This window comes from Micromonospora purpureochromogenes (assembly GCF_900091515.1).
Taxonomy (GTDB): Bacteria; Actinomycetota; Actinomycetes; order Mycobacteriales; family Micromonosporaceae; genus Micromonospora; species Micromonospora purpureochromogenes.
Window position 1 is genome coordinate 5,357,152 of the sequence record NZ_LT607410.1, and the last position, 23,717, is coordinate 5,380,868.

Sequence of the window (23,717 nt, forward strand, 5' to 3'; positions counted from 1 at the left end):
TCCGGCGTCCGACCGGCGCGGTCAACGGGGTCAGTCGGCGTACCCCTGTCCGGGGGCCACGGGGCGGCGGCGCTGGCGCTCCCGCAGCCGGCGCCGGGCCGGCGGGTGGACGTTGGCCAGGTCGAGGTCGCCGCCGTAGTGGGCGAGCACCCGGTGGTCCATCACCCGCCGCCAGAGCGGGGGCACCAGGGCGGCGACAATCATGGTGGCGTAGCCGGCCGGCAGTTGCGGCGAGGTGTCGAAGCTGCGCAGCGTCTGGTAGCGGCGCAGCGGGTTGGCGTGGTGGTCGCTGTGCCGCTGGAGCTGGAAGAGGAAGACGTTGGTGACCGTGCGGTCGCTGTTCCAGCTGTGCCGGGGGTCGACCTTCTCGTAGCGGCCGGCGGCGGTGCGCTGCCGGGCCAGCCCGTAGTGCTCCAGGTAGTTGACCACCTCGAGCAGGCTGAAGCCGACCACCGCTTGGAGCAGCAGGAACACCAGTACGCCGGGGCCGAAGGCGAGCATCAGGGCGGCGTGGAGCACCAGCGTCATCGCCCAGGCGTTGAGGATGTCGTTGCGCCACGTCCACGGGCTGCGGCCCCGGAGCCGGAACCGGCTGGTCTCCAGCCGCCAGGCCGACCGCAGGCTGCCCCAGACGGTACGCGGCCAGAACGCCCAGAAGCTCTCCCCCAGCCGTGAGCTGGCCGGGTCCTCCGGGGTGGCGACCCGGGTGTGGTGGCCCCGGTTGTGCTCCACGTAGAAGTGCCCGTAGCCGGTCGGCGCGAGGGCGACCTTGGAGAGCCAGCGCTCCGCGGTCTCCCGCTTGTGGCCCAGTTCGTGGGCGGTGTTGATGGCGATACCGTTGACCACTCCGACGGTGGCGACCAGCCCGGCCGCAGCCGCCCAGGACAGGTCGCCGCGCGCCCAGACGGCGCAGCAGAGCACCAGGGCGGCGTACTGGGTGGGCAGGTAGAGGTAGGTGAGCCAGCGGTAGTAGCCGTCGGCGGACAGCCGGGGCACCGCCTCGTCGGGCGGGTTGCGCCGGTCGTCGCCGATCAGCAGGTCCACCACCGGGATGAGCCCGAAGACCACCGCCGGGGTGAGCCACCAGGCCCAGGCGTCGCCACTGCCCCGCCAACCCAGCCAGCCCAGGAAGGGCAGCACCGGGACGAGCAGGGCCAACGGCCAGAGCGGCTTGCGGGTGTCGCGCCAGGCGACGGGAGGAACCGTCGCGTCCGGGCTGATGGCCATCGCCGACCTCCGATCTCGCGGACTGTCCTGACTGTGGCACCGGTCATTCATTTTTACAAGAGGCAAGTTTTTGTAAAGCGATCAGGGTGATCGTCACGGCACCCACCGTCACCGATGACCTTGCCCTCGCCCGATCTGCCTGGTATTCACAGATGCGCATGCGTAACCGCGCCTGCACCAGGCCGGCGCAGCGTCGGCCCCCGCTCCCACGAGGAGGTCCCGTGCCCAGACCGGAGTGGACACTTCCGACGAGCCGGCCCCGACGCCGGCTCGTCCCCGTACTGGCGACCGCCGCCGTGGTCGCCGCCCTGCTGCCCGGCGGCGCCACCGCCGCCGCCGCGCCGGGCGACGCCGCGACCGCGACACCGGGCCGCTCCGGCTCGTTCGCCGACGAGAGCCACCAGGCCGCCGACCTCGACAACCGCACCGGTACGGCCGCGCCCGACGCCCGGCAGCGCGGCCTCGCCCGACGGGTCGACGCCGACGTGCGGTGGAACCGGCTCGGCACCCCGCACGCGCTCGGCCCCACCCGGACGCCGCTCGCCACCGGCCTGCCCGCCGACCCGGAGGCGGCCGCCCGGCGCTACCTCACCGACAACCGCGACCTGTTCGGCCTCGACGCCGCCTCGATCGCCGCGATGGACCGGCTGCTGGTCCGGCCGATCGGCGACGGCGCGGTGGTCACCCTGCGGCAGCGCTTCGGCGACCTGCCCGCCGGCCACGACGGGCTGGTCACCGTGGCGGTCGCCGACGGCGCCGTCATCTCGGTCAGCTCCTCGCTCGCCCGGGACGCCACCGCGCCCGTCCCCGCCACCCTCACCGGCGAGCAGGCGTACACCGCCGCGCTCGCCGACGCCGGTCTGGACGCCGCCCGGGTGGCCAGCCACCGGGTCCGCCCGGTCGCGGTGCCCACCCCGCTCGACGGCACCCGGGCCGCGTACGAGGTGACCCTGATCGGCGCGGACAGCGACCACCCGGCCGCCTTCACCACCTACGTCGACGGCATCACCGGTGCGGTGCTGGTCCGCGAGGACCTCGTCGACTTCGACTCGGAGAACCCGAGCTGGGCGGTCTACCCGGCCACCCCGCCGCAGGACCTCGCCCCCGGGCAGGACCCCCGGGTGCGCTGGTGCGGCGACCCCGCTCCGGGTTGCGCCGCCGCCTTCCGCGACCCGGCCACCGGCAACGCCTGGGACGTCGACGCGGCCACCGGCACGCCGACCGGCACCTCGCGCGGCAACTCCGCCAACACGGTGGTCTCCTGGGGTGCGGGCAGCCCGCTGTTGCCGGCCACCGCCAGCCCCAAGCGCCGCTACGAGTACCCGTTCACCGACCAGTGGCACCAGGCCCGCTGCAACCCGGCGGTGTTCACCTCCGCGCAGCGCAACGACACCGACGCCGCCATCGCCAACCTCTTCGCCATGCACAACCGGATGCACGACTGGGCCTGGCACCTCGGCTTCACCGAGGCCACCTGGAACCTCCAGGCGGTCAACGTGAGCGGCGCCGGCCTCGGCGGCGACGCCGAGCAGGGCCGCGCCCAGCAGGGCGCGCTGTCCGGCAACCGGAACAACGCCAACCAGGGCACGCCGCGCGACGGCCTGCCGCCCACCACCAACATGTACCTGTGGCAGCCGCAGGCCGGCGGGCCGTACCCGCCGTGCGTGGACGGCGACTACGACATGACGGTGATCGGGCACGAGTACACGCACGCGATCACCAACCGCATGATCGCCGGTCCGGACAGCGGCATCGGCGGCCTGCAGGGCGGCGCGATGGGTGAGTCGTGGAGCGACCTGCTCGCCGCCGAGTACCTCTACGAGCACGGTCTGCGCGCCCCCGGCCAGACGCCCTTCGTCACCGGCGGGTACGTGACCGGCAACCTGATCAGCGGCATCCGCAACTACGACTTCAGCCGCAGCCCGCTCAACTACTCCGACGTCGGCTACAACACCGCCGGCCCGGCGGTGCACGCCGACGGGGAGATCTGGAGCGCCACCAACTACCGGATCCGCTCCGCCCTGGTGAAGCGGTACGGGTCGGGCACCCCGCAGCGGCAGCTCGACTGCGCGCAGGGGAAGGTCGCCGCGGACAGCTGCCCGGGCAACCGGCGCTGGGCGCAGCTGGTCTTCGACTCGTTCCTGCTCCAGGCGGCCAGCCAGGTCAGCATGCTCGACATGCGGGACAACCTGCTCACCGCCGACCGGCTCCGCTTCGGCGGGGCCAACCAGCAGCTGATCTGGGCCGAGTTCGCCCGCTCCGGGATGGGCCGGGACGCCGCCACCAACGGCGCCACCGACACCGACCCGACGCCGAGCTTCGCCAGCCCGTACGGCGACAACGCCACGCTCACCCTGCGGCCGAAGGGGGACAGCGCCGAGGCGCCGATCCGGCTGTACGTGGGCGACTACGAGGCCCGGGCCACCCCGATCGCCGACACCGACCCGGCCACCGCCCTGCCGGACACCTTCGAGGCGGTCGCCGGCACGCACCAGCTGCTGGCGGTGGCGCCCGGCTTCGGGCACCAGCGGCTCAGCGTCGTCGCCCGCGCCGGCGAGGAGGGGTACGTCGACCTGCGGCTGAGCCGCAACCTGGCGTCCACCACCTCCGGCGCGGTCATCACCGGCGACGGGGTGAACCTGGAGCGGATCGGCGACGACACCGAGAGCACCAACTGGGCGTCGCTGACCGGGGTGGCCGGCCGGGGCGTCACGGTGGCGCTGCCCGGCGGCGCCCCGCAGGTGGTCAAGCGGGTCAACGTCAGCGCCATGCTGCGTCCGGCGATCGCCGGGGACCCCGACGCGGGCGGGCAGAACGCGTTGACCGCGCTGCGTTCCTTCGCCGTGCTCACCTGCAACGCGACCACCACCGACTGCGCCGACCCGGCGCGCTGGGAGCGGATCTACACCAGCGCCGGCGACGCGTTCCCGGGTGGGAAGTACCGGGCGTACACGCGGGACATCAACCTGCGGTCGTTCCCGGTGCCGACCACGCTCGCCACCCACGTGCGGCTGGAGGTGCTGGCCAGCCAGTGCACCGGCGGCCCGGCGTACGCCGGTGAGCAGGACGACGACCCGGCCAGCAGCACCGACTGCGCGACCGCCAGCCCGGCGCGCGACCAGGTCCGGATCGCCGAGTTCCAGGTGTTCTCGAAGTGAACCCCGCCGGGGTCGGGTGGCGTCGCCCCCGGCCCCGGCGGCCCCCGATCAGCGGCGCGCCGCCGCCCAGCGCCCGGTCCGACGGGCCCGTTCGTAGGCCGGCCCGCCGAGGTCCGTCCCGCCGCCCCGTGACACGCGGGTCAGCTGCCGCAACTTGAGCAGCAGTCCGGCGCCGAGGAAGAGCAGCAGCCCGCCGAGGAGGAAGGCGGCCTGCACCAGGCCGAATCCCCCTCGGGTGGCACCGGCCACCGGACGCCCGGCGGCCGGTGGCACCTGCGCCACCGCCTCCTCGGTCGGTTCGGCGGACGCGTCGACGGGCTCGGTCGGGTCGACGGCCACGGCCGAGCCGCTCGGCTCCGGCGTGGCGGACGCCTCGGCGGCGAGCAGGCCGACCACGTCGCGGGTGGCACTCTGCCGGGCGAGCAGCCGCAGGTCGGCGTCGTACGCCTCGGCGGCCAGCGTGACCCGTCCCCGGGTGACGTCCTCGGCGAAGGCCACCCGGTAGCGGGCGGTGACCGTCCGGTCCGGGCAGAGCGTGCCCGGGTCGAGCTGACGGTCGGTGAGCCGGGCGATGTCCCCCTCGGTCTGGATCTGCAACGGGAAGCTGCCCGAGTCCTCCACCCGGTCCATCTTCACCTGGTCCAGCCGCAGGCCGCGCACGCTGAGCACCATCGACCAGCGAACCTTCACGCACCGGCCGCCGTCGTTGCGCGACACCACCGCGGAGAGGGTGCTCACCTGATCGCCGCTGAACTCGTCCGGCAGGCCACTCAGCTCGGTGGCGAAGCCGGCCGCCGCCGAGGCCGGCGCGGGCGCGGCCAGCCCCACCACGGACAGGCAGGCCAGCACCGCCCCGGCCCGCAGCGCGTTTCGCCACACCGTCACCACCGCCTCGCCCTTTCGTCGGTCGCATCCACCTGGCAACGCTATGAGGGGGGTCGGGAAGCCGGTAGACGGGCGTGTTCGCACGAACCGTGAAGTACAGGTCGGGTTATCACGCTGGGTGGTGAACCGGTCACGCCCCACCCGCGACACGCCCGGGAACCGCCCCGAGGGACAATCCCCGGGTGTCCGATCTCTCCGCGGCCTTCGTCCGGCTGCACGCCCGCCTCGCCCCGGTGGCCTTCGTCCCGGAGGTGCGGCTGCACCAGGCCGACGAGCCGATCGGGCTCTGGGAGCTGACCGAGGGCGAGTTCCGCAGCTCCCAGCCGCCGCCGTTCTGGGCCTTCGCCTGGGCCGGTGGCCAGGCGCTGGCCCGCTACGTCACCGACCATCCGGAGCTGGTGGCCGGCCGCCGGGTGCTGGACCTGGCGTCGGGCTCCGGCCTGGTCGCCATCGCCGCCGCCCGGGCCGGCGCGACCGCCGTCCGCGCCGTCGAGGTCGACGTGCGGGCGGTGGCCGCCGTCGCGCTCAACGCCGAGGCCAACGGGGTACGCGTCGACGCCGAGTTCGGCGACATCCTCGACGGCGACGCCGGGGACGCCGAGGTGGTGCTCGCCGGGGACGTCTTCTACAGCGAGGCGATGGCCCGGCGGGTGCTGCGCTTCCTGCTGCGGGCCGCCCGCTCCGGCGCCCGGGTGCTGGTCGGCGACCCGGGGCGGGCCTTCCTGCCCCGCGAGCGGTTCCACGAGCTGGCCGCCTACGACGTGCCGGTGCCGGAGGCGCTGGAGAGCGTACGGGTGAAGCGCACCACCGTCTGGGAACTGGACCCGTCCCCGCCGGGGGCCGCCCGCTAGCGTGTCGGCGTGCTGTTCCGGGGCTGGGGGGAGTCCGTCGACGGGCGGTGGCCGGACGTGGCCGCCGTCGCCGACCACGTCGGCGTGGACCACCTGGTGGTCACCCGGCACGCGCTGGTGCGGCAGGTCCTCGCCGACCCGGACACCTGGCGGCCCGACAACGCCCTGGACGCGGTGACCCCGGTCCCGGTGGTCGCGTTGCGGGTGCTCGCCGGGCACCGGTTCCGGCTGCCGCCGACGCTGGCGAACAACTCCACCCCCAGCCATCCGGCGATCCGGGGGATCGTGGCGGAGGCGCTGCACCCGACCCGGGTGGCCGCGCAGCAGCCCTGGCTGGCCGGGCTGGTCCGGCGGCGGGTGACCGGGCTGGCCGGCGCACTCGACGCGGGCGAACCGGTGGACCTGTACGCCGAACTCGCCGCCGACCTCCCGCTGCTGGTGCTGGCCCGGCTCGTCGAGCTGCCGGACGCCCCGGTCGGCGCGGTGAAGGACTTCGCCCGGGCCGCGCTGGAGTTGTTCTGGGCGCCGCTGGACGCCGACCGTCAGCTCGCCCTCGCCGCCGAGGTGGGCCGGTTCCACACCGTGCTGCGTGACTTCGCCGCCACCGGGGGCGGGCTGGTCGCCGCGCTGCGCGCCGACGGGCACTCCGCCGACGTGGTGGTCGGCGCGCTGTTCTTCCTGCTGGTGGCCGGCCAGGAGACCACCTCGCAGTTCCTCACCCTGCTGCTGCACCGGCTCACCGCCGAGCCCGAGGTACGCGCCGGGCTGCGCGCCGGCACGGTGGCGGTCGCCGACGTGGTGGAGGAAGGGCTGCGGCTGGAACCGCCGATCGTGACCTGGCGGCGGGTGGCGGCGGTGGACACCACGCTGGGCGGGACGGCGGTGGCGGCGGGCACCAGCGTGGTGCTCTGGCTGGCCCGCGCCGGACGCGACCCGGAGGTGGTGGCCGCGCCGGAGGCGTTCCGGCCCGGGCAGCGCGGGTCACGCCGACACCTGGCCTTCGGGGCGGGTGCGCACCGCTGCGTCGGCGCGCAGCTGGCCCGGATGGAGGCGGCGGTGGTGGTGGCCGAGGCGGGCTCGCTGCTCGACGGGGTGACCGTGGTCCGCCCGCCCTGGTGCCCGGACAACCTGACCTTCCGGATGCCGGACGCGTTCGTGGTCCGCCGGCCCTGACCTTCGACGTCCGCCGATCCGGCATCGCAGCCGGCTGACGGGTTGGCCGCGCCGGCCCCCGGCGGTCGACTCGGGTCCGGTGCCGCGCTCGTGCAAGGTCGGCACCACGTCCCATGTCCCTCCGGGGCGGTGTCGCGGCCGGCGGACCGGGTCGCCCCCCGTCGGCCAGCCGGACGACTCGGGTCCGGTGCCGCGCTCATGGCCGGGCCCACACCACCTCCCCCGCGTCCTGTCGAGCTGATGTCGCAAACGATTCACGCTGCCACGCCCGGCACATGAGTCGTCCGTGACATCAGCTCGACAGCGCATGAGCACCATGGTCGACGGAACGCCGGACCGCCCGGCGACAGCGACCCGACCGGGCGGACGCACGGCGGGCGACCGGGCGGGCGACCGGCACGGCGGGTCGGGACGGCGGACCCCGCGACGGCGACCCGACCGGGCGGGCGCACGGCGGAAACGGCCGGAGTACCTGACGAAGGTCGGGTCCGGCGGACGCCGATCGGCAGCGGCGGCGCCGGCCCGTCGGTTCCTACCGTCAACGCATGATCACACTACGTGGGTTGACGAAGCGGTTCGGGGCGGTGACGGCCGTCGACGACCTGACCGTCGACATCGCACCCGGGCGGGTCACCGGGTTCCTCGGCCCCAACGGCGCGGGCAAGTCCACCACCATGCGGATGGTGCTCGGCCTGGACCGGCCCACCGCCGGCCGGGCCCTGGTTGCCGGGCGGGCGTACCGGGAGCTGCGCCATCCGCTGCGGGAGGTGGGGGCGCTGCTCGACGCCCGGGCGATCCACCCGGCGCGGGCGGGCCGGGCGCACCTGCTGGCGCTGGCCCGCAGCAACGGCATCCCGGCCCGGCGGGTCGACGAGGTGCTCGCCGTGGCCGGCCTGGACGACCGGGCCGCCGCCAAGCCGGGACGGACCCTGTCGCTCGGCATGGCGCAGCGGCTCGGCATCGCCGCGGCGCTGCTCGGCGACCCGCCGGTGCTGATGTTCGACGAACCGGTCAACGGGCTCGACCCGGACGGGGTGCGCTGGATCAGGCAGCTCACCGCCGGCCTCGCCGCCGAGGGACGGACCGTGCTGCTCTCCAGCCACCTGATGAGCGAGATGGAGCAGACCGCCGCCCACCTGGTGGTGATCGGCAAGGGCCGGCTGATCGCCGACGCGCCCGTCGCGGAGGTGCTCGCCACGGGCGCCACCGCCGCCGTGCGGGTCCGCGGGCCACACCCGGAGGGGCTGGCCGCGCTGGCCGGACGGCTCACCGCCGAGGGGTACGCGGTCACGGCCGAGGGCCCGCGCGACCTGGCCGTCTCCGGGGCCACCGTCGACCGGGTCGGCGACCTGGCGTACGAGCTGAGGGTGCCGCTGCACGAGCTGAGCCGGGTGGCCGTCACGCTGGAACAGGCGTTCATGCGGCTGACCGGCGACGCGGTCGAGTACGCCGCGGGAGGTGCCCGGTGATTCCCCTCTCCTCCGCCCGCCCGGCCGCCCGGGGCGGGGGTCTCGCCGGCGCGGTGGCCGCCGAGTGGACCCGGCTCTGGTCGGTGCGGGCCACCTGGTGGACCCTGCTGGCCGGGGTGCTGCTGATGGCCGCCACCTCAGCCCAACTGGCGATCTACGCGGCCAACGCCAACACCAACGACGACCCCGCCGACGACCGGGGCGTGGTCACCGTCGGCAGCGTGCTGGTCGGCGCGCTGGACCTCACCCAGTACGCGGTGCTGGCGCTCGGCCTGCTCGCCATCACCAGCGAGTACGCCACCGGCACCATCCGCACCACCCTCCAGGGCACCCCGTCGCGGGGCCGGATGCTGCTGGCCAAGGCGGTGGTGGCCGGCGCGGTGACGTTCGCCTTCGGGCTGCTGCTCGGCCTGGTCGGGGTGCTCGCGGCCCGGCCCCTGCTCGGCGAGTGGGGGCGGGCGCCGCTGGCCGGGACGCTCGGCGACGTGCTGGCGACAGCGACGTACCTGGCGCTGGTGGGGGTGCTGGCCCTCGGTCTGGGGGCGGCGCTGCGCAACTCGGTGCTCACCCTCACCGTGCTCTTCGCCGTCCTGATGATCGTGCCGCTGTCGTTGCGGGAGCCGGACATCGCCGTGCTCACCCGGATCTCCGACGCGTTCCCGGGGGTGGCCGGCGGGCACTTCCTGGTCGGGGACACCGACCCGTACCCGCCGGTGGTGGGTCTGGTGCTGCTGGCCGGCTGGGCCGGCGGGGCGCTGGCGGTCGGCCGGGCCGCGCTGCGCCGCCGCGACGCCTGAGCGGGACGGGGCGGGGCGGGCCGGTCAGCCGGCCAGCCCCGCCTCGTACGCGATGATCGCCGCCTGCACCCGGTTGCGCACGTCCAGCCGGGTGAAGATGCTGGTCAGGTAACCCTTCACGGTGCCCTCGGTGAGGAAGAGCCGGCGGGCGATCTCCGCGTTGGACAGCCCCGCCCCGACCAGGCCGAGCACCTCCCGCTCCCGGTCGGTCAGCCCGGCCGTACGGTCCCGGGCCGCCGGCACCCGGGCCATCCGGTCGCCGTTGAGTTCGATCACCCGGCGGGCCACCCGCGGCGACAGGTACGCCCCGCCCTCGGCCACGGCCCGCACCCCGGCGAGCAGTTCCCGGGGATCACCGGCCTTGAGCAGGAAGCCGCTGGCGCCGTGCCCGAGCGCCCGGGCCACGTACTCGTCCTCGCCGAACGTGGTGAGCATGACGGTGGCCGTCGCCGGCACCAGCCGGCGGATCTCGGCGGCGGCGGCGAGCCCGTCCAGCTTCGGCATCCGGATGTCCAGCAGCGCGACCCGGGGCCGGTGCGCGCGGGTCAGCTCCACCGCGGTTCGGCCGTCGCCGGCCTCGGCCACCACCTCGATGCCGGGGTCGGCGGCGAGGATGGCTCGCACCCCGGCCCGGACCATCGCCTCGTCGTCGGCGAGCAGCACCGTCACCGGTACGTCGTCAGCGGTCACGTCGTGGTCCGTCCCTTGCTGGTCAGGCGGCCGTCGGCGAAGCAGAGCCGCCAGGTCGGCTGGGCGAGCGGGAAGTTGCCGTCGGTGTAGTACTCGCAGGTCACGCCGGCGGTCGCGGCCGGCGCGTCGGGCGGCGGCTCGACCTGGCGGCGGGGCAGCCCGGACAGCTCGGAGCGGGGCGTGCCGATCCGCATCCGGTCGAACGCCGAGCCGTCCAGCACCGCGCCGGTGGTGACGACCGGGTAGTAGACCAGCGACAGCAGCAGCGCGACGGCCGGCGGCGCGGCGAGCGCGGCGAGCAGGCTGCGCCGCACCCCGCGCCGGGCGTCGCGCAGCCGCACGGGCTCCCCGGCCCGTCCCCCGTCCCCGGGATCGGGGCGCGGGGCGGCGTTCGCCACCGGCAGCCGGGCCGCCACGGCGAAGCCCCCGTCGTCGGTCGGGCCGGCGTCGAGGACGCCGCCGGCCAGCCGTACCCGTTCGCGGAGCGCCAGCAGGCCGGAGCCGTGCGACGCCGGCCCGGGCAGCGGGCCGGCCGGCGACGGCGCGTTGACCACCCGCACCTCGGCCCGGTCGCCGAGGCCGGTGAGGGTGACGGTGACCGGGGCGCCGGCGGCGTACCGGGCGGCGTTGGTCAGCGCCTCGCGGACCACCCGGTGCGCGGTGTGCGCGGTCAGCTCCGGCAGGTCGGCGGCGTCCGGCGGGTGGTCCAGGCGGACCGTCATGCCCGCCTCACGCGCGCCGTCGACCAGGTCGGCGACGCTCTCCCCGGCCGGGTGGGTGCTGGCCGGCACGTCCGCCTCGCGGAGCACCCCGATGATCCGGTGCAGCCGCTCGGTGGCCCCCGCCACGCTGGCCCGCAGCTCGCCGGCCGCCGCCCGGTGGCGCGGGTCCAGGTCCCCGGCGACCTCCAGGGCGGCGGCGCGCAGCGCGATCAGGCTCAACTCGTGGCCGAGGGTGTCGTGCATCTCCTGGGCGATCCGGGCCCGTTCCCGCAGCCGGATCCGCTCGGCGGCGCCCCGCTGCTCCCGTTGCACCGCCTCGGCGTGCTCCCAGCCGGCCAGCACCAGCGCCTGCTGCTGCCGCCGGTAGCGGCCCACCAGCCAGGGGAACACCCCGGCGCCCAGCAGTACGCAGCTGAGCAGGAACCAGGTCGCCATGCCGGTGTCCAGCAGCACCAGGTGCAGCAGCGTGCCAGCGGCCGCCACCACGGCGAAGAGCACCCCGGCGGGGGCCGCCCGTTCCCCGCGCCGCCCGGCCAGGTAGCTGAACACCAGCAGGGCGAAGACGAAGTTGCCGTCCACCACCGAGCCGAGCAGCACCAGCAGCACGGCCACCGCCGGCAGCCGCCGGCCCACCACCACCGCCGCGGCCAGCAGCAGCACCGAGCCGACCAGCAGGGGTACGACGTACGGCTCGTAGGGCGGGGTCAGCCGGGCGTACGCCACCGGGGCGGCGAGCCCGGCCCAGAGCGCCACGTCGCCGGCCACCCGGCGGTCCACCCGGCGCCAGATCTCGCGTTCGCGCACGTCGGCCAGGCTACCGACGCCCGGCGGGCCCGGGCACCGACGAAGGTCAGGTGGTCAGCTGTCCTCGGCCCAGGCGCGCCAGTCGTCCAGCACGCCGTAGAGGGCGGGGGTGAGCCAGCCGGGGGCGGAGCGGCGGAAGACGCCCGGGTCCATCGCCCCGGCGCCGTCCGGCAGCGCGCCGAGCAGGTTGGGCACCAGGTCGGTGAGGTTGGCCCAGTGCACCAGCTCCGGCTGGGCCGGCCAGGCGCCGATCACCACGCCGGCCGGGACGGCCCGCCGCTCCAGCGCCTCCAGGGTCAGCGCGGTGTGGTTGAGCGTGCCGAGGCCGGCCCGGGCAACCACCACGGCGGGGGCGCCGAGGGAGACCGCGAGGTCCGCGACGGTCCACGGCTCCCCGGAGGGGCGCAACCCCATCGGTACGAGCAGCCCGCCGGCCCCCTCGATGAGCACCAGGTCGTGCTTGTCGATCTCCTCGCGGATGGCGTCGACGGCGGTGTAGAGCTCCAGCGGCTCCAGCTCGGCGACGCGGGCCGCGGCGAGCGGGGCGAGCGGGTCCGGGTAGCTGGCCAGGGTCCGCCCGGTCAGCGGGGCGGCCAGCCGGGTCACCGAGTCGATGTCGCCGGGCTCGCCGGTGGCCGTACCCGTCTGGCCGGGCTTGACCACGGCGACCCGCAGGCCGGCGGCCTGCGCGGCTGCCGCGACCGCGGCGGTCACCACCGTCTTGCCCACCTCGGTGTCGGTGCCGGTCACCAGCACCGGACCCTCCCACGGTTCGGTCATGGGGCACACTCCACGATGACCTCCAGGGCCCGTTCGAACTCCGCCCGCGGTACCCCGGCGGAGATGGTGAGCCGCAGCCGGGAGCGGCTGTCCGGGGTGGAGGGCGGCCGGAAGCAGCCGACCGCGACGCCACGGTCGCGGCAGTCGGCGGCCCACGTGGTGGCGGCCTCCGGGCCGGGCGCGGTCACCGACACCACGGCCGCGTCGGGCGCGGAGACGGTCAGCCCCGCCGCGCCGAGCCGGCGGACCGCCAGCGCGGCCCGGTCGGCCAGCTCCGCCCGCAGGTCGTCGCCGGCGCGGGCCAGCGTCACGGCGGCCCGCACACCGGCCGCCACCGCCGGCGGCAGCGCGGTGTCGAAGATGAACGTGCGGCCGGTCTCGACCAGGTGCCGGACGAACTCGGCCGGGCCGGCAACCACCCCGCCCGACCCGCCGAGCGCCTTGGACAGGGTGGCGGTGACCACCACGTCCGGCTGGCCGGCCAGGCCGGCGGCGGCCACCCCGCCGGCGCCGCCCGGGCCGGTGACGCCGAGCGCGTGCGCGTCGTCGACCAGCAGCAGCGCGCCGTGCGCCCGGGCGACGGCGTGCAGCCGGGCCAGCGGGGCGAGGTCGCCGTCGACGGAGAAGACCGACTCGGTCACCACCACGGCCGGGCGGCCGGGGGCGGCGGCGAGCGCGGCGGCCACCGCGTCGACGTCGGCGTGCGGGGTCACCACCGTCTCGGCGCCGGCGATCCGGCAGCCGTCGATCAGCGAGGCGTGGTTGTGGGCGTCGGAGACGAGCAACGTACGGGGCTGCACCAGGGCCCGGACCGCGCCGAGGTTGGCCAGGTAGCCGGAGGAGAAGACCAGCGCCCGGTCGGTGCCGAGCCACTCGGCGAGGGTGTCCTCCAGCGCGTGGTGGGCGTGGGTGGAGCCGCGCACCAGCCGCGACCCGGTGGCGCCCAGCCCGTACGCGGACAGCGCCCGTGCGGCGGCGGCGGTGACCTCCGGGTGGGTGGCCAGCCCGAGGTAGTCGTTGCCGGCGAGGTCGACCACGGCGTCGTCGGCGGCGCGCGGGCGCAGCGTGCGGGTGAGCCCCGCCTTGGCCCGCAGCTCGGCGCGGCGCTCCAGGGCCGCCAGCCAGTCCGCCACCGTCACCGTCTCCCTCCGCCGCGCAGGTCGCCTCCCCCGGCATCCGACGCGGAGGGGTCGTCGGCGAGCAACGCGCCGCCGGGCGAAATTACCACCCGCCCGGCCGGCACCGGCGTGGCGCGGGGCCGCCGCACCGGGGTGCCGGTGACGCTCGGCGAGCGCTCGACCTCGGCCGTTTTTCCGCCCCGGGGCGGCCTTGTAGGGTACGAGCCATGCCAGAGATCCTCGACCAGGCCCGTATCCAGGTGCTGGAGAACGGCGTCGGCCTCGACGAGGCCGGAGTCCTCGCCGTGCTGAACCTGCCCGACGAGCACCTGCCCGCCGCCCTCCAGCTCGCCCACGAGGTGCGGATGCGCTGGTGCGGCCCGGAGGTCGAGGTCGAGGGCATCGTGTCGTTGAAGACCGGCGGCTGCCCGGAGGACTGCCACTTCTGCTCGCAGTCCGGCCTGTTCACCTCGCCGGTCCGGTCGGTCTGGCTGGACATCCCCTCGCTGGTCGAGGCGGCGAAGCAGACCGCGGCGACCGGGGCGACGGAGTTCTGCATCGTGGCCGCCGTGCGCGGCCCGGACGCCCGGCTGATGAAGCAGATGCGCGAGGGTGTCGCCGCCATCAAGGCGGAGGTCGACATCCAGGTCGCCGCATCGCTCGGCATGCTCAGCCAGGAGCAGGTCGACGAGCTGGTCGACATGGGCGTGCACCGCTACAACCACAACCTGGAGACCTGCCGCTCCTACTTCCCGAACGTGGTCACCACCCACTCCTGGGAGGAGCGCTGGGAGACGCTGCGGATGGTCCGCGACTCCGGCATGGAGGTCTGCTGCGGCGGCATCCTCGGCCTGGGCGAGACGGTGGAGCAGCGGGCCGAGTTCGCCGCGCAGCTCGCCGAGCTGGACCCGCACGAGGTGCCGCTGAACTTCCTCAACCCCCGCCCCGGCACCCCGCTCGGTGACCGGCCGGTGGTGGAGGGCAAGGACGCGCTGCGGGCCATCGCCGCGTTCCGGCTGGCCATGCCGCGCACCATCCTCCGGTACGCGGGCGGCCGCGAGATCACCCTCGGTGACCTGGGCACCCGGGACGGCCTGCTGGGCGGCATCAACGCGGTGATCGTCGGCAACTACCTGACCACGCTGGGCCGGCCGGCGACCGCCGACCTGCAGCTGCTCGACGACCTGAAGATGCCCGTCAAGGCGCTCTCCGCCACGCTGTGAGGCCGACCGTGACCGACGTTGTGGAGCCGGCGGTGACCTGGTGCGACCGCTGCGGCCAGGACGCCACGGCCGGTCCGCACGCGGAGTGCGCGGCGGCCCGGGCGCTGGAGCCGCCGCGCTACTGCGCGCGCTGCCGCCGCCGGATGAAGGTGCAGGTGCTGCCGGTCGGCTGGTCGGCGACCTGCGTCGAGCACGGCGAGATCCGGGGCTGAGGCGATGCTGCGGGGGCGGAGCGTGATCCTGCGACCGGTGACGGACGCGGACGTGCCCGCCCTCGCGGCGATCCGGGCCACCGCCGAGGTGCGCAGGTGGTGGCGCGGCGGCGACGACCTGGCCGCGGCGGTCCGCGCCGAGCTGGCCGACGACGACCTGATCGCGTACGCCGTCGAGCACGACGGGCGGGTGGTCGGCCTGGTCCAGTACTACGCCGAGCCGGACCCGGACTACCGGCACGCCGCGCTGGACATCTACCTCGACCCGGCGGTGCACGGCTCGGGGCTGGGCGGGGACGCGATCCGCACCCTGGCCCGGCACCTGGTCGCCGCGCACGGCCACCACCGGCTCACCATCGACCCGGCGGCGGCGAACACCGCCGCGATCCGGGCGTACGCGAAGGTCGGTTTCCGGCCGGTCGGCATCATGCGCCGGTACGAGCGCGGCGAGGACGGCACCTGGCACGACGCGCTGCTGATGGAGCTGCTCGCCGACGAACTGGCCGACTGAGCCAGATTCCGGTCATCCGGGTCGGGACCCGGCATGTCCCGATCCGAGGGTCGGCTGTCCACAACGCCGGCCATCGCCCACCCACCCCACCCGGTTCTACCTGATCAGCGGGCCGACGAGCCCGCCGACCAAGGAGGAACCATGTCCCGATCCCCGCGCTGGCGGGAACCGCTGACCGCACTGGGCCTGGCCGCCGGGCCGGTCGTCGCGCTCGGCTTCACCCGCTTCGCGTACGCGCTGCTGCTGCCGGCCATGCGCGACGACCTGCACTGGACGTACGCCCAGGCCGGCGGCCTGAACACGGCGAACGCCGCGGGTTACGTCATCGGCGCCGGCACGGCGGTGTTCTGGGCCCGCCGGTTCGGTGACCGCGCCGCCTTCGTCGGCACCCTGGCGGTGGGGGCGCTGGCCCTGCTGCTCACCGCGACCACCGCCGACTACCCGCTGTTGAACCTGCTGCGGTTCGTCGGCGGCCTGACCACCGCGGTCGCCTTCGTCCTCGGCTCGGCGCTGGCCGCCCGGGTCGCCACCGGCGACGGGCAGCGACGGGGCGCACTCATGGTCGCGATCTACATGGCCGGGGTGGGCGTCGGCGTGGCGCTCTCGGGGCTGCTGGTGCCGGCGGCGCTCACCGTGGCCGGGGACGCCGGCTGGCGTTCCGGCTGGCTGCTGCTGGGGGTGGTCGCGGTGCTGGCGGTCGGCCCGGCGCTGGTCGCGGTGCGGCGGGTCGCGCCGGTGACCGGGGCCACCCGGGCCGGGCTGCCCCGCGCGGACCTGGCCCGGCTCGCCCCGACGTTCGGCTGGTACGTGCTCTTCGGCGCCGGCTACGTGAGCTACCTCACCTTCGTGATCGCGCTGCTGCGCGACCGGGGCCTCGGCATCCCCGGCGTCGCCACGTTCTTCGTGGTGCTGGGTCTCGCCTCGGCGGTCGCCACCCTCACCGTGTGGGGGCGGGTGGTCGGCCGGCTGGCGGGCGGCCGGGCGCCGGCGCTGGTCTCCCTGCTGGTGCTGCTCGGCGTGCTGCCGGTGCTGCTGCTGCCGGCCGGGCTGCCCGCGGCGCTGGTGTCGGCGGTGGTCTTCGGCAGCTCCTTCATGGCCGGTCCGACGGCGGCCACGGTCCTCGCCCGCCGGGCCCTGCCGGCGAACGGCTGGACCGCCGGCATCGCCCTGCTGACGGTGGCCTTCTCGGTGGGCCAGGCGGTCGGCCCGCTGCTGTCGGGCCTGCTCGCCGACTCCGGCGGGGTGGAGGTCGGGCTCTGGCTGTCGGTGGGGCTGCTCGCCGCCGCCGGCCTGGTCGCGTTGCGTCAGCGCGATCCCGCCCCGGCTGCCGCGCCGGGCACCGGCGAGCCGGCGCTGGCCGGCCGGCGCTGAGCCGGGGGTCCGGTCAGGCGTGGGCCCGCTCCGGCTTTGACCGGGTCAGGTGCGGCCGCCCCCGCACTCACCGGATCAGGTGCGGGCCGTCCCCGGCGCGTCAGCGTCGGGGACGGCCCGCCCGTCGGTGGCGGTGGCGGGCGGTGACTGGTGCTCGTCGATCCCGGTGGTGCGGAAGCGGGACCGGTAGGCGCCCGGGGTGATGCCCAGCTCCCGCAGGAACGTCCGGCGCATCGTCTCCGGCGAGCCGAAGCCGACCCGGCGGGCCACCACGTCGAGCGTGTCGTCACCGCGCTCCAGCAGCCCCTGGGCCGCCTCCACCCGCACCCGGTCGAGGTATCCGGCCGGCGTGGTGCCCAGCTCGGTGCGGAACAACCGGCCCAGGTGACGCGGGCTGACCCCGGCCAGGGCCGCCAGCCCCGGCAGGTCGTACGGCTGCGCCGGGTCGGCGGCGATGGTGTCCAGGACCCGCCGCAGCAGGTCGTGCCGGGTGCTCGGGGTGGCGGCCCGGACGCTGAACTGGGACTGCCCGCCGGGGCGCTGCATGAAGACGACGAGCTGGCGAGCCACCGTGCGTGCCGTCTCCGGGCCGAGATCCGCCTCGACCAGGGCGAGGGTCAGGTCGATGCCGGCGGTGATGCCGGCCGAGGTGATCACCCGCCCGTCGGCGATGAAGATCGGGTCGGCGTCGACGGTGACCGCCGGGAAGTGCGCGGCGAGCTGGTCGGCCAGGTCCCAGTGGGTGGTCACCCGGCGCCCGTCGAGGAGCCCGGCGGCGGCCAGGGTGAACGCCCCCGCACAGACCGACGCGGTACGCGACGAGCCGGCCGCCAGCCGGCGGACCTGGTCGAGCAGCGGACGGTCGGCGGCCGTGGCCTGCCAGTCCGGCGCGCCGGGCACCACCAGCGTGCCGATCGGCCCGGTCACCTCCGGCAGCGCCACGTCGGCGCCGAGCCGGAGCCCGGCGCTGCTCACCACGTCCCGGCCGTCGGGGGAGGCGACCACCGGCCGGTACGTCCCGCCGTGCTCGTTGGCGACGGTGAAGACCTCCAGCGGCCCGGTGACGTCGAGCAGCCGTACCCCGTCGTAGACGACGAAGAGCACGGTGTCACTGCGTTCCGCGGCCCGCACGCCGTCGAGCCTAGCCAGCCCCTCCCGCCCCGCGGACCAGTTCCCCCGGAGCCGCTGCCGCTTGAGATCTTCAGAAGTTGCCGCCCACCCAACGCCCACTGTCCACGATCTCCGGAACCTGGGTTGGGTCGAAGGTGCGGAGCGTCAGTGGGCCGGTGAGCGTTACGGCGACACGCCGTGAAGCGGGAGTGGGATCTGCCGCATTCTGCCACCGCTCCCCGGCGCGTCGTCCCAGCTCAAGCCGATCGTCCGATGTCGCACCGAGATAGCATCCGTGGGATCATGTGCCGTCCCCGCTACCAATCTCGGAGGAATCCTCATGCCACAGCGTCGGCACGTGGTGCGCGCGGCCCTCACCGCAGCCGCCGCCACGGCCTGTCTCGCCTTCGCCACTCCGGCCTGGGCGAGCGCCGCCCTTCAGGCGGCACCGGGCGGCCACAACCCCAACGGCGACAACGGCACGGTCAAGATCGACGGCGCTCCCTTCGAGGATGAGGTCGACAACCAGCCGCACGTCACCTGCGACTTCGAGCTGGAGTTCTTCAACTTCGACGAGGGTCAGCGGGCGGACATCACGCTGTGGTCGCAGCCGCCGTCCAGCGCGCCGAACGACAAGGTCGTCTGGTCGGTCAAGGACCGGCTGATCAGCAACGACCCGGCCTCCGGCGCGGAGAACGACCACGACGAGGTCATTCGGCTCTCCGCCGACGACCTGGACCTGGCCGGCCTGAAGACCAACGCGAACCAGGGCTACCACATCAAGCTCGACGTCGACCTGACCGACGGCAAGTCCTCGGACGCCAAGCACAAGGTGTTCTGGCTCCAGCCGTGCACCTCCTCGCCGTCGCCCACCCCCTCGTCGCCGATGCCGACGTCCCCGACCAACCCCGGCACCCCGACCAGCCCGGGCGCGCCCGGTGGCGGTGGCGGCGCCGGCGACGACGGCAGCCTGCCGATCACCGGTGTGGCAGCGACCAGCACGGCGCTGGTCGGCCTCGTCCTGATCGGCGGCGGTGTGGCGCTGACCGTGCTGCGGCGCCGGCGCGACCGGATCACCTTCACCAGCTGATTCCTACAGAGCGGACAGCACCGGCCGTCGGACACCCGTCCGGCGGCCGGTTCCGTCTTTCCGGCGTCGGTGTGAACCCTCCGGAAGGCATGGTCGTACTCACGGGTAACCCGGTCGACGTCGCCCGGAGATTCATCACATCATCGAGACATGTGAATGCGTTGTCCGCGTACCCGCAGGTCAGTCCCTGCTGCGCGGGCCGGAAGGTCGCGTCAGGACCGGTCCGGCGCGGGCCTCGCGTTCCGGCATACGAACGTACTGTTGCCGCGCCGCTTTCCGGCGCGGGACAGTACGCGACACCAGCGGTGCCGTCGACGCCGCCGCTCCCCCGGTCGACCCTGAGGAGAATGCGATGGCTCTACGACTCGCCGACGGTACCGCCTGGTCCGACACCCTCGCCCGCGCGGCGGCCGCCGTACCGGAGGCCTTCGGGCCCGAGGTCGACGGCGTCACCACCCTGCACAACCTGGTCTCCGGGCAGTGGCAGGCGGTCGGCACGCCGAGCGCCGTGCGCACGCCGATCGACAACACCGTGCTGGTCAACCTGCCCCGGTTGGACGCCGACACCGCGCGCGCCGCGGTCGCCCATGCCGCCACCGCGCACCGCGACTGGGCGGCGACCCCGCTCGCCGAGCGCAAGGCGCGGGTCACCGAGGCGCTGGACGCCCTCACCGCGCACCGCGACCTGCTGGCCATGCTGCTGGTCTGGGAGATCGGCAAGCCCTGGCGGCTCGCCTGCGCCGACGTCGACCGCGCGCTGGACGGCGTCCGCTGGTATGTCCAGGAGATCGACCGGATGCTCGCCGACGGCCGCCAGCCGCTCCCGGGCCCGGTCAGCAACATCGCCTCCTGGAACTACCCCATGAGTGTCCTGGTCCATGCCGAGCTGGTGCAGCTGCTCGCCGGCAACGCGGTGATCGCCAAGACCCCGTCGCAGGGCGGCGCGGTCTGCCTGACCGTGGCGCACGCCCTGATCCGCCGCGCCGGGCTCCCCGCCACCCTGCTCTCCGGCAGCGGTGAGGAACTCTCCGAGGTGCTCGTCCGGGCGCCCGAGATCGGCGCCGTCGCGTTCGTCGGCGGGCGGTCCAACGGCGGCAAGGTGGCCGCCGCGCTGCTCGACACCGACAAGCGGCACTTCATCGAGCAGGAGGGCCTGAACGCCTGGGGCGTCTGGAACTTCTCCCAGTGGGACCTGCTCGCCGCGCACCTGAAGAAGGGCTTCGAGTACGGCAAGCAGCGCTGCACCGCGTACCCCCGGTTCGTGGTCCAGCGTGACCTGGTCGACGAGTTCCTCGACATGTACCTGCCGGTGGTGCGCTCCGTCCGGTTCGGACACCCGCTCGCGGTGGACGAGAATTGGTCGGTGGGCGACCCGCTGCCCGAGCTGGACTTCGGCCCGCTGATCAGCGCCGCCAAGGCCGAGGAACTGCGCCGCAAGGTCGACGAGGCGGTACGCGGCGGCGCCGTACCGCTGCACCGCGGCAAGCTCGACGGCGCGCCCTTCCTCGACGGGCAGGACACCTCGGCGTACGTGGCGCCGGCGGTGCTGCTCGCTCCGCCCGGCCGGTCCCGGCTGATGCACGCGGAGCCCTTCGGCCCGGTCGACACCATCGTCGTGGTGGACACCACCGACGAGCTGCTGGCCGCCATGAACGCGTCCAACGGCGCGCTGGTGGCCTCGCTCGCCTGCGACGACGAGGAGCTGGCCGGCAAGCTCGCGGTGGACCTCCAGGCGTTCAAGGTGGGCATCAACAAGCCGCGTTCCCGGGGCGACCGGGAGGAGCCGTTCGGCGGCCGGGGCGCCTCCTGGAAGGGCGCCTTCGTCGGCGGCGACCTGCTGGTGCAGGCGGTCACCCAGGGCGGCGACGACCGGCTCTACGGCAACTTCCCGGACTACAGCAGCTACCCGGCCACCTGAGGCGGCGCTGACCTCGGCCGATGGCACGGATCGAGCAGATCTCGCTGGGCGTGACCGACGACCGCCGCGCCGGCCGGTTCTGGGCCGCGGCCCTGGGCTACGTGCGTCGGCCGCCGCGCCACGACGGCGACGACTGGATCGTGGTCGAGCCACCACCCGGGGTCCCCGGCGCGGCGATCGCGATGGACGTCAGCGACAGCCCGGTGGCCGAGTTCCCCCGCGTCCACCTCGACCTGGACGCGGGGGACCGCGACCTCGACGACGAGGTGGCGCGGCTGGTCGCGCTCGGGGCGCAACGGGTCGACTGGCGGCACTACCCGGCCGAGCCGGAACTGGGCCAGCTGCCCTACGTCGTGCTCGCCGACACCGAGGGGAACCGATTCTGCGTCTCGGGTCACCGCCGCGCCGGGTTCTTCTTCGGCTGACCCGGACGGCGAGCCTTCGCGGCTCGCCGTGACGGGTCCCGCTGCGGTTCGCCGTGGCGGCGTTCCTCTGCGGCTCGGCGTGGCGGGGCCGCCGCCGACCGCCGGACATGGGCAGGGCCCCCGCACCGGGGGCCCTGCCGATTCACCGTCCCCCGCACCGGAGGTCGGCCCGCTGACGCCGGGCGACGTGGTACGCCACCCGGCGCCGGTGAGGGTCGCCCGCGCCGCCGCCGGGTGCTGGTACCCGGGCCGGCGCGGCCACGACCGTCGTCTCAGCCCGCCCGGTCTCCCCGGGTGGTCGCGTCCGCCTGCCGAGGCAGGGCACGCCGCCCCGGCCCCTCGGGGCGGGCGGCCAGCGGCACCGTCAAGGTGAGCAGCGCACCGTCCCGCTCGATCGGCGTCGACCGCCCGAGCCGGCGCACGGTGCGCAGCATCGGGGTGTTCTCCGCCTGGACGTGCAGCACCACGGCCGCGTACCCGGACCGGCCGGCCTGTCCGAGCAGCCGGCGCAACAGCGCCGACCCGAGGCCACGGTGCTGCCAGTCGTCGCGCACCAGCAGGGCCGCCTCGGCCTCGTCGCCCTCGCCGAGCAGGTTGGCCATCGCCACCACGGACTCCCCCGCACCGGAGCCGGTCGTCGCCACCAGCGTGGTCCCCCGGGTCGGCTCCAGCAGCCGGCGCATCCGGCTCGGCGACGGCAACGCGCCCCCGCCGAGATAGCGGCGCTGGCGGCTGCGCGCCGAGGACGCCTCGTGCAGGTGGACCACGCCGGCCAGGTCGTCGACGGTGGCCGGGCGAACCACCACCTCCCCGCCGTCGGGCAGCACCAGGGTCACCCGGTCGGCCTCGCGGCGGGCCGCGGTGGCCGCCAGCTCGACCAGCGCCTGCGCCCGGGCGTACTCCGCCGGCGTGAAGCTGGGCGCCCTCCGGCGCAGCTCGTACGACCCGCCGCACGGGTCGGCCACCAGCATGCTCGCCGCGCCGACACCGCCGTGCGGGACGGCCCGCGCCGGTCGCCAGGTCACCTCGTCCGCGCCGAGCAGGGCGCGCAGCATCTCCCCGGTCGCGTCCGGGTCCCGGACCAGCCGGGTGGCCAGCCCGAGCACCCTTGTCGGCTGATCCACCAGGCCACGCGCCTCGCTGCGCGCCACCCAGCAGTCCCGCCCCCGGCCCCGTTCCACGGCGGCCACCAGCTCCGCCTCGCCCACCGCGTCCGGCGCGTCGACGAGGAAGTCGTCGACCGCCCCGGCCTCGGTGGTGTGCACCTGCACGGTGAGGATGTTGACCCCCCGCAACGCAAGACTCGCCGTGAGCACCGACAGGTAGCCCGGCCGGTCGTCCACGGTTGCTCGAATCCGCCACAGCGCCATGTCCGCTCCCTTCCCCGCCTAAGACACTGCCGGGTCGCTGTTGCCACGCCGTTGCCCGGCGGTGACACCCCGGGAACCGTTGCCCGCGCTCAGGTGACGCTGGTCACCGAGGGCGCCCCGACCAGGTCGAGCCGGTCGCCGAGGATCACCGCGCTGGCCCGGACCAGCTGGGCCAGCCGGTCCACCTCGGTGGAGTGGAAGGCGGCCGCGGTCAGCGGCTCGGTGTGCTCGCGCGCGACCACCAGCACCAGGCCGTTGCGGCCGAACGGCGCGATCGCGTAGTGGCTGGCGTCGGCGCCGGTCAGCGCCCGCGCCCGCAGCGGGGTCACCTCGGGCAGCAGCGGCGGCTGGGGCGCCCGCCAACTCGCGTGCCCCACCGTCGCCGTCCCCGCACCGGCCCGCGAGGCCCAGTCCATCGGGACGACCGCGGCCACCGCCCAGTCGGCGGCGAGCAGCCCGGGCACCGCGTCGACCAGGGTGGCCACCCCGTCGGCGGGGTTCGCGGCGACCTGGGCCAGCAGCTCGGCGTCCTGGCCGGTCGTGGTCGGCGCGCCGATCGCCCGCCAGACCCCGTCCACCTGTACCCCGGGGATGGCGGCCAGACCCGCCAGCAACCGCTCCACCCGGGCGGCGCCCGGCCAGACCACGGTGAAGTCGTCCACCGCCCGGCCGCCGAGCCGTTCCAGGACGACCACCTGGACGATGTCGGCGCCGGAGACGCCGAGCGTCCGGGCCACCTGGCCGAGCGTGCCGGGACGGTCCGGCAGGGTCACCCGAACTCTCAGCAACATGTCTGTCCCTCCGCTCGGCGGG

General features: G+C 75.4%; 21 protein-coding genes. 12 read left to right on the forward strand and 9 right to left on the reverse strand.

The features are described from left to right. Positions 1–30 precede the first annotated feature (30 nt). Positions 31–1,227: an alkane 1-monooxygenase gene (locus tag GA0074696_RS24410; protein WP_088963250.1), complete on the reverse strand. Its 1,197-nt coding sequence runs from the start codon at positions 1,225–1,227 to the stop codon at positions 31–33. Positions 1,228–1,448: 221 nt separating this feature from the next. On the opposite strand from GA0074696_RS24410, the gene GA0074696_RS24415 reads away from it, so the two are divergent. After that, entirely contained in the window at positions 1,449–4,385 is a 2,937-nt protein-coding gene (locus GA0074696_RS24415) for a M36 family metallopeptidase (RefSeq protein WP_088963251.1), read from the forward strand. 48 nt (positions 4,386–4,433) lie between these two features. On the opposite strand, the gene GA0074696_RS24420 is transcribed toward GA0074696_RS24415, so the two are convergent. Further along, the gene (locus GA0074696_RS24420) at positions 4,434–5,270 is read right to left on the reverse strand and encodes a hypothetical protein (RefSeq protein ID WP_231925143.1); all 837 of its coding nucleotides are present in this window, start codon (positions 5,268–5,270) and stop codon (positions 4,434–4,436) included. 182 nt (positions 5,271–5,452) lie between these two features. Here GA0074696_RS24420 and GA0074696_RS24425 point away from each other — a divergent pair, with 182 nt between their 5' ends. The 4 genes from GA0074696_RS24425 (at position 5,453) to GA0074696_RS24440 (ending at position 9,560) form a co-directional block, all read left to right on the forward strand. Further along, on the forward strand, positions 5,453–6,121 hold the full coding sequence (locus GA0074696_RS24425) for a class I SAM-dependent methyltransferase (RefSeq protein WP_088963252.1): 669 nt from the start codon (positions 5,453–5,455) through the stop codon (positions 6,119–6,121). Positions 6,122–6,130: 9 nt separating this feature from the next. Beyond that, positions 6,131–7,294, forward strand: a complete 1,164-nt coding sequence (locus tag GA0074696_RS24430; RefSeq protein ID WP_088963253.1) for a cytochrome P450 — start codon at positions 6,131–6,133, stop codon at positions 7,292–7,294. Between the two features lie 545 nt (positions 7,295–7,839). Next, positions 7,840–8,763 carry an ATP-binding cassette domain-containing protein gene (locus tag GA0074696_RS24435; RefSeq protein ID WP_088963254.1) on the forward strand — a complete coding sequence of 308 codons (924 nt, stop codon included), beginning with the start codon at positions 7,840–7,842 and terminating at the stop codon, positions 8,761–8,763. Continuing rightward, positions 8,760–9,560 carry an ABC transporter permease subunit gene (locus GA0074696_RS24440; RefSeq protein WP_231925144.1) on the forward strand — a complete coding sequence of 267 codons (801 nt, stop codon included), beginning with the start codon at positions 8,760–8,762 and terminating at the stop codon, positions 9,558–9,560. The genes GA0074696_RS24435 and GA0074696_RS24440 overlap by 4 nt, the downstream gene beginning before the upstream one ends. Before the next feature lie 24 nt (positions 9,561–9,584). Here GA0074696_RS24440 and GA0074696_RS24445 read toward each other — a convergent pair whose 3' ends face one another. Genes GA0074696_RS24445 through GA0074696_RS24460 form a run of 4 tightly spaced genes read right to left on the reverse strand, consistent with a single transcriptional unit; the run spans position 9,585 to position 13,689 of the window. Further along, positions 9,585–10,199, reverse strand: coding sequence for a response regulator (locus GA0074696_RS24445; RefSeq protein ID WP_088964777.1), 615 nt, complete (start codon positions 10,197–10,199; stop codon positions 9,585–9,587). Positions 10,200–10,246: 47 nt separating this feature from the next. Then, positions 10,247–11,776, reverse strand: a complete 1,530-nt coding sequence (locus tag GA0074696_RS24450) for a sensor histidine kinase (protein WP_231925145.1) — start codon at positions 11,774–11,776, stop codon at positions 10,247–10,249. Positions 11,777–11,830: 54 nt separating this feature from the next. Next, on the reverse strand, positions 11,831–12,556 hold the full coding sequence (gene bioD, locus GA0074696_RS24455) for a dethiobiotin synthase (protein ID WP_088963255.1): 726 nt from the start codon (positions 12,554–12,556) through the stop codon (positions 11,831–11,833). Beyond that, positions 12,553–13,689, reverse strand: coding sequence for an 8-amino-7-oxononanoate synthase (locus GA0074696_RS24460; RefSeq protein ID WP_088964779.1), 1,137 nt, complete (start codon positions 13,687–13,689; stop codon positions 12,553–12,555). The genes bioD and GA0074696_RS24460 overlap by 4 nt, the downstream gene beginning before the upstream one ends. A 212-nt stretch (positions 13,690–13,901) precedes the next feature. Between GA0074696_RS24460 and bioB the strand changes: the two genes are divergently transcribed. The 4 genes from bioB (at position 13,902) to GA0074696_RS24480 (ending at position 16,991) form a co-directional block, all read left to right on the forward strand. Then, the gene (gene bioB / locus GA0074696_RS24465) at positions 13,902–14,897 is read left to right on the forward strand and encodes a biotin synthase BioB (protein WP_088963256.1); all 996 of its coding nucleotides are present in this window, start codon (positions 13,902–13,904) and stop codon (positions 14,895–14,897) included. Then, positions 14,894–15,109 (forward strand): biotin synthase auxiliary protein BsaP, encoded by a 216-nt coding sequence (bsaP, locus tag GA0074696_RS24470; protein WP_331716510.1) that lies wholly within the window; start codon positions 14,894–14,896, stop codon positions 15,107–15,109. Before bioB ends, bsaP begins: the two co-directional genes overlap by 4 nt. 4 nt (positions 15,110–15,113) lie before the next feature. Beyond that, positions 15,114–15,620 carry a GNAT family N-acetyltransferase gene (locus GA0074696_RS24475; protein ID WP_088963257.1) on the forward strand — a complete coding sequence of 169 codons (507 nt, stop codon included), beginning with the start codon at positions 15,114–15,116 and terminating at the stop codon, positions 15,618–15,620. Positions 15,621–15,761: 141 nt separating this feature from the next. Beyond that, positions 15,762–16,991, forward strand: a complete 1,230-nt coding sequence (locus tag GA0074696_RS24480; protein ID WP_088963258.1) for a YbfB/YjiJ family MFS transporter — start codon at positions 15,762–15,764, stop codon at positions 16,989–16,991. A 75-nt stretch (positions 16,992–17,066) separates the two neighbouring features. Here GA0074696_RS24480 and GA0074696_RS24485 read toward each other — a convergent pair whose 3' ends face one another. Beyond that, complete coding sequence (locus GA0074696_RS24485) at positions 17,067–18,122, reverse strand: GlxA family transcriptional regulator (protein ID WP_231925146.1); 1,056 nt, start codon at positions 18,120–18,122, stop codon at positions 17,067–17,069. A 319-nt stretch (positions 18,123–18,441) separates the two neighbouring features. Here GA0074696_RS24485 and GA0074696_RS24490 point away from each other — a divergent pair, with 319 nt between their 5' ends. The 3 genes from GA0074696_RS24490 to GA0074696_RS24500 all read left to right on the forward strand — a co-directional run bounded on the left by GA0074696_RS24490 (position 18,442) and on the right by GA0074696_RS24500 (position 21,534). Next, positions 18,442–19,191: an LPXTG cell wall anchor domain-containing protein gene (locus tag GA0074696_RS24490; protein ID WP_157746103.1), complete on the forward strand. Its 750-nt coding sequence runs from the start codon at positions 18,442–18,444 to the stop codon at positions 19,189–19,191. 352 nt (positions 19,192–19,543) lie between these two features. Further along, on the forward strand, positions 19,544–21,109 hold the full coding sequence (locus tag GA0074696_RS24495; protein WP_088963260.1) for an aldehyde dehydrogenase family protein: 1,566 nt from the start codon (positions 19,544–19,546) through the stop codon (positions 21,107–21,109). Positions 21,110–21,129: 20 nt separating this feature from the next. Continuing rightward, a complete protein-coding gene (locus tag GA0074696_RS24500) occupies positions 21,130–21,534 on the forward strand; it encodes a VOC family protein (RefSeq protein ID WP_088963261.1) in 405 nt (134 codons plus the stop codon). 272 nt (positions 21,535–21,806) lie between these two features. Here GA0074696_RS24500 and GA0074696_RS24505 read toward each other — a convergent pair whose 3' ends face one another. Further along, positions 21,807–22,904 carry a GNAT family N-acetyltransferase gene (locus tag GA0074696_RS24505; RefSeq protein WP_088963262.1) on the reverse strand — a complete coding sequence of 366 codons (1,098 nt, stop codon included), beginning with the start codon at positions 22,902–22,904 and terminating at the stop codon, positions 21,807–21,809. Positions 22,905–22,993: 89 nt separating this feature from the next. Further along, positions 22,994–23,695 carry an ACT domain-containing protein gene (locus tag GA0074696_RS24510; RefSeq protein WP_088963263.1) on the reverse strand — a complete coding sequence of 234 codons (702 nt, stop codon included), beginning with the start codon at positions 23,693–23,695 and terminating at the stop codon, positions 22,994–22,996. Positions 23,696–23,717: the final 22 nt, after the last annotated feature.

What these genes read in the sequence shown, in the direction of transcription:
- GA0074696_RS24480 (WP_088963258.1), top strand. Translation starts at nt 15,762, where the DNA reads ATGTCCCGATCCCCGCGCTGGCGGGAACCGCTGACCGCACTGGGCCTG.
- bioD (WP_088963255.1), bottom strand. Translation starts at nt 12,556, where the DNA reads ATGACCGAACCGTGGGAGGGTCCGGTGCTGGTGACCGGCACCGACACC.
- GA0074696_RS24505 (WP_088963262.1), bottom strand. Translation starts at nt 22,904, where the DNA reads ATGGCGCTGTGGCGGATTCGAGCAACCGTGGACGACCGGCCGGGCTAC.
- GA0074696_RS24410 (WP_088963250.1), bottom strand. Translation starts at nt 1,227, where the DNA reads ATGGCCATCAGCCCGGACGCGACGGTTCCTCCCGTCGCCTGGCGCGAC.
- GA0074696_RS24510 (WP_088963263.1), bottom strand. Translation starts at nt 23,695, where the DNA reads ATGTTGCTGAGAGTTCGGGTGACCCTGCCGGACCGTCCCGGCACGCTC.
- GA0074696_RS24495 (WP_088963260.1), top strand. Translation starts at nt 19,544, where the DNA reads ATGGCTCTACGACTCGCCGACGGTACCGCCTGGTCCGACACCCTCGCC.
- GA0074696_RS24500 (WP_088963261.1), top strand. Translation starts at nt 21,130, where the DNA reads ATGGCACGGATCGAGCAGATCTCGCTGGGCGTGACCGACGACCGCCGC.
- GA0074696_RS24475 (WP_088963257.1), top strand. Translation starts at nt 15,114, where the DNA reads ATGCTGCGGGGGCGGAGCGTGATCCTGCGACCGGTGACGGACGCGGAC.
- GA0074696_RS24435 (WP_088963254.1), top strand. Translation starts at nt 7,840, where the DNA reads ATGATCACACTACGTGGGTTGACGAAGCGGTTCGGGGCGGTGACGGCC.
- bioB (WP_088963256.1), top strand. Translation starts at nt 13,902, where the DNA reads ATGCCAGAGATCCTCGACCAGGCCCGTATCCAGGTGCTGGAGAACGGC.
- GA0074696_RS24490 (WP_157746103.1), top strand. Translation starts at nt 18,442, where the DNA reads ATGCCACAGCGTCGGCACGTGGTGCGCGCGGCCCTCACCGCAGCCGCC.
- GA0074696_RS24445 (WP_088964777.1), bottom strand. Translation starts at nt 10,199, where the DNA reads ATGGTCCGGGCCGGGGTGCGAGCCATCCTCGCCGCCGACCCCGGCATC.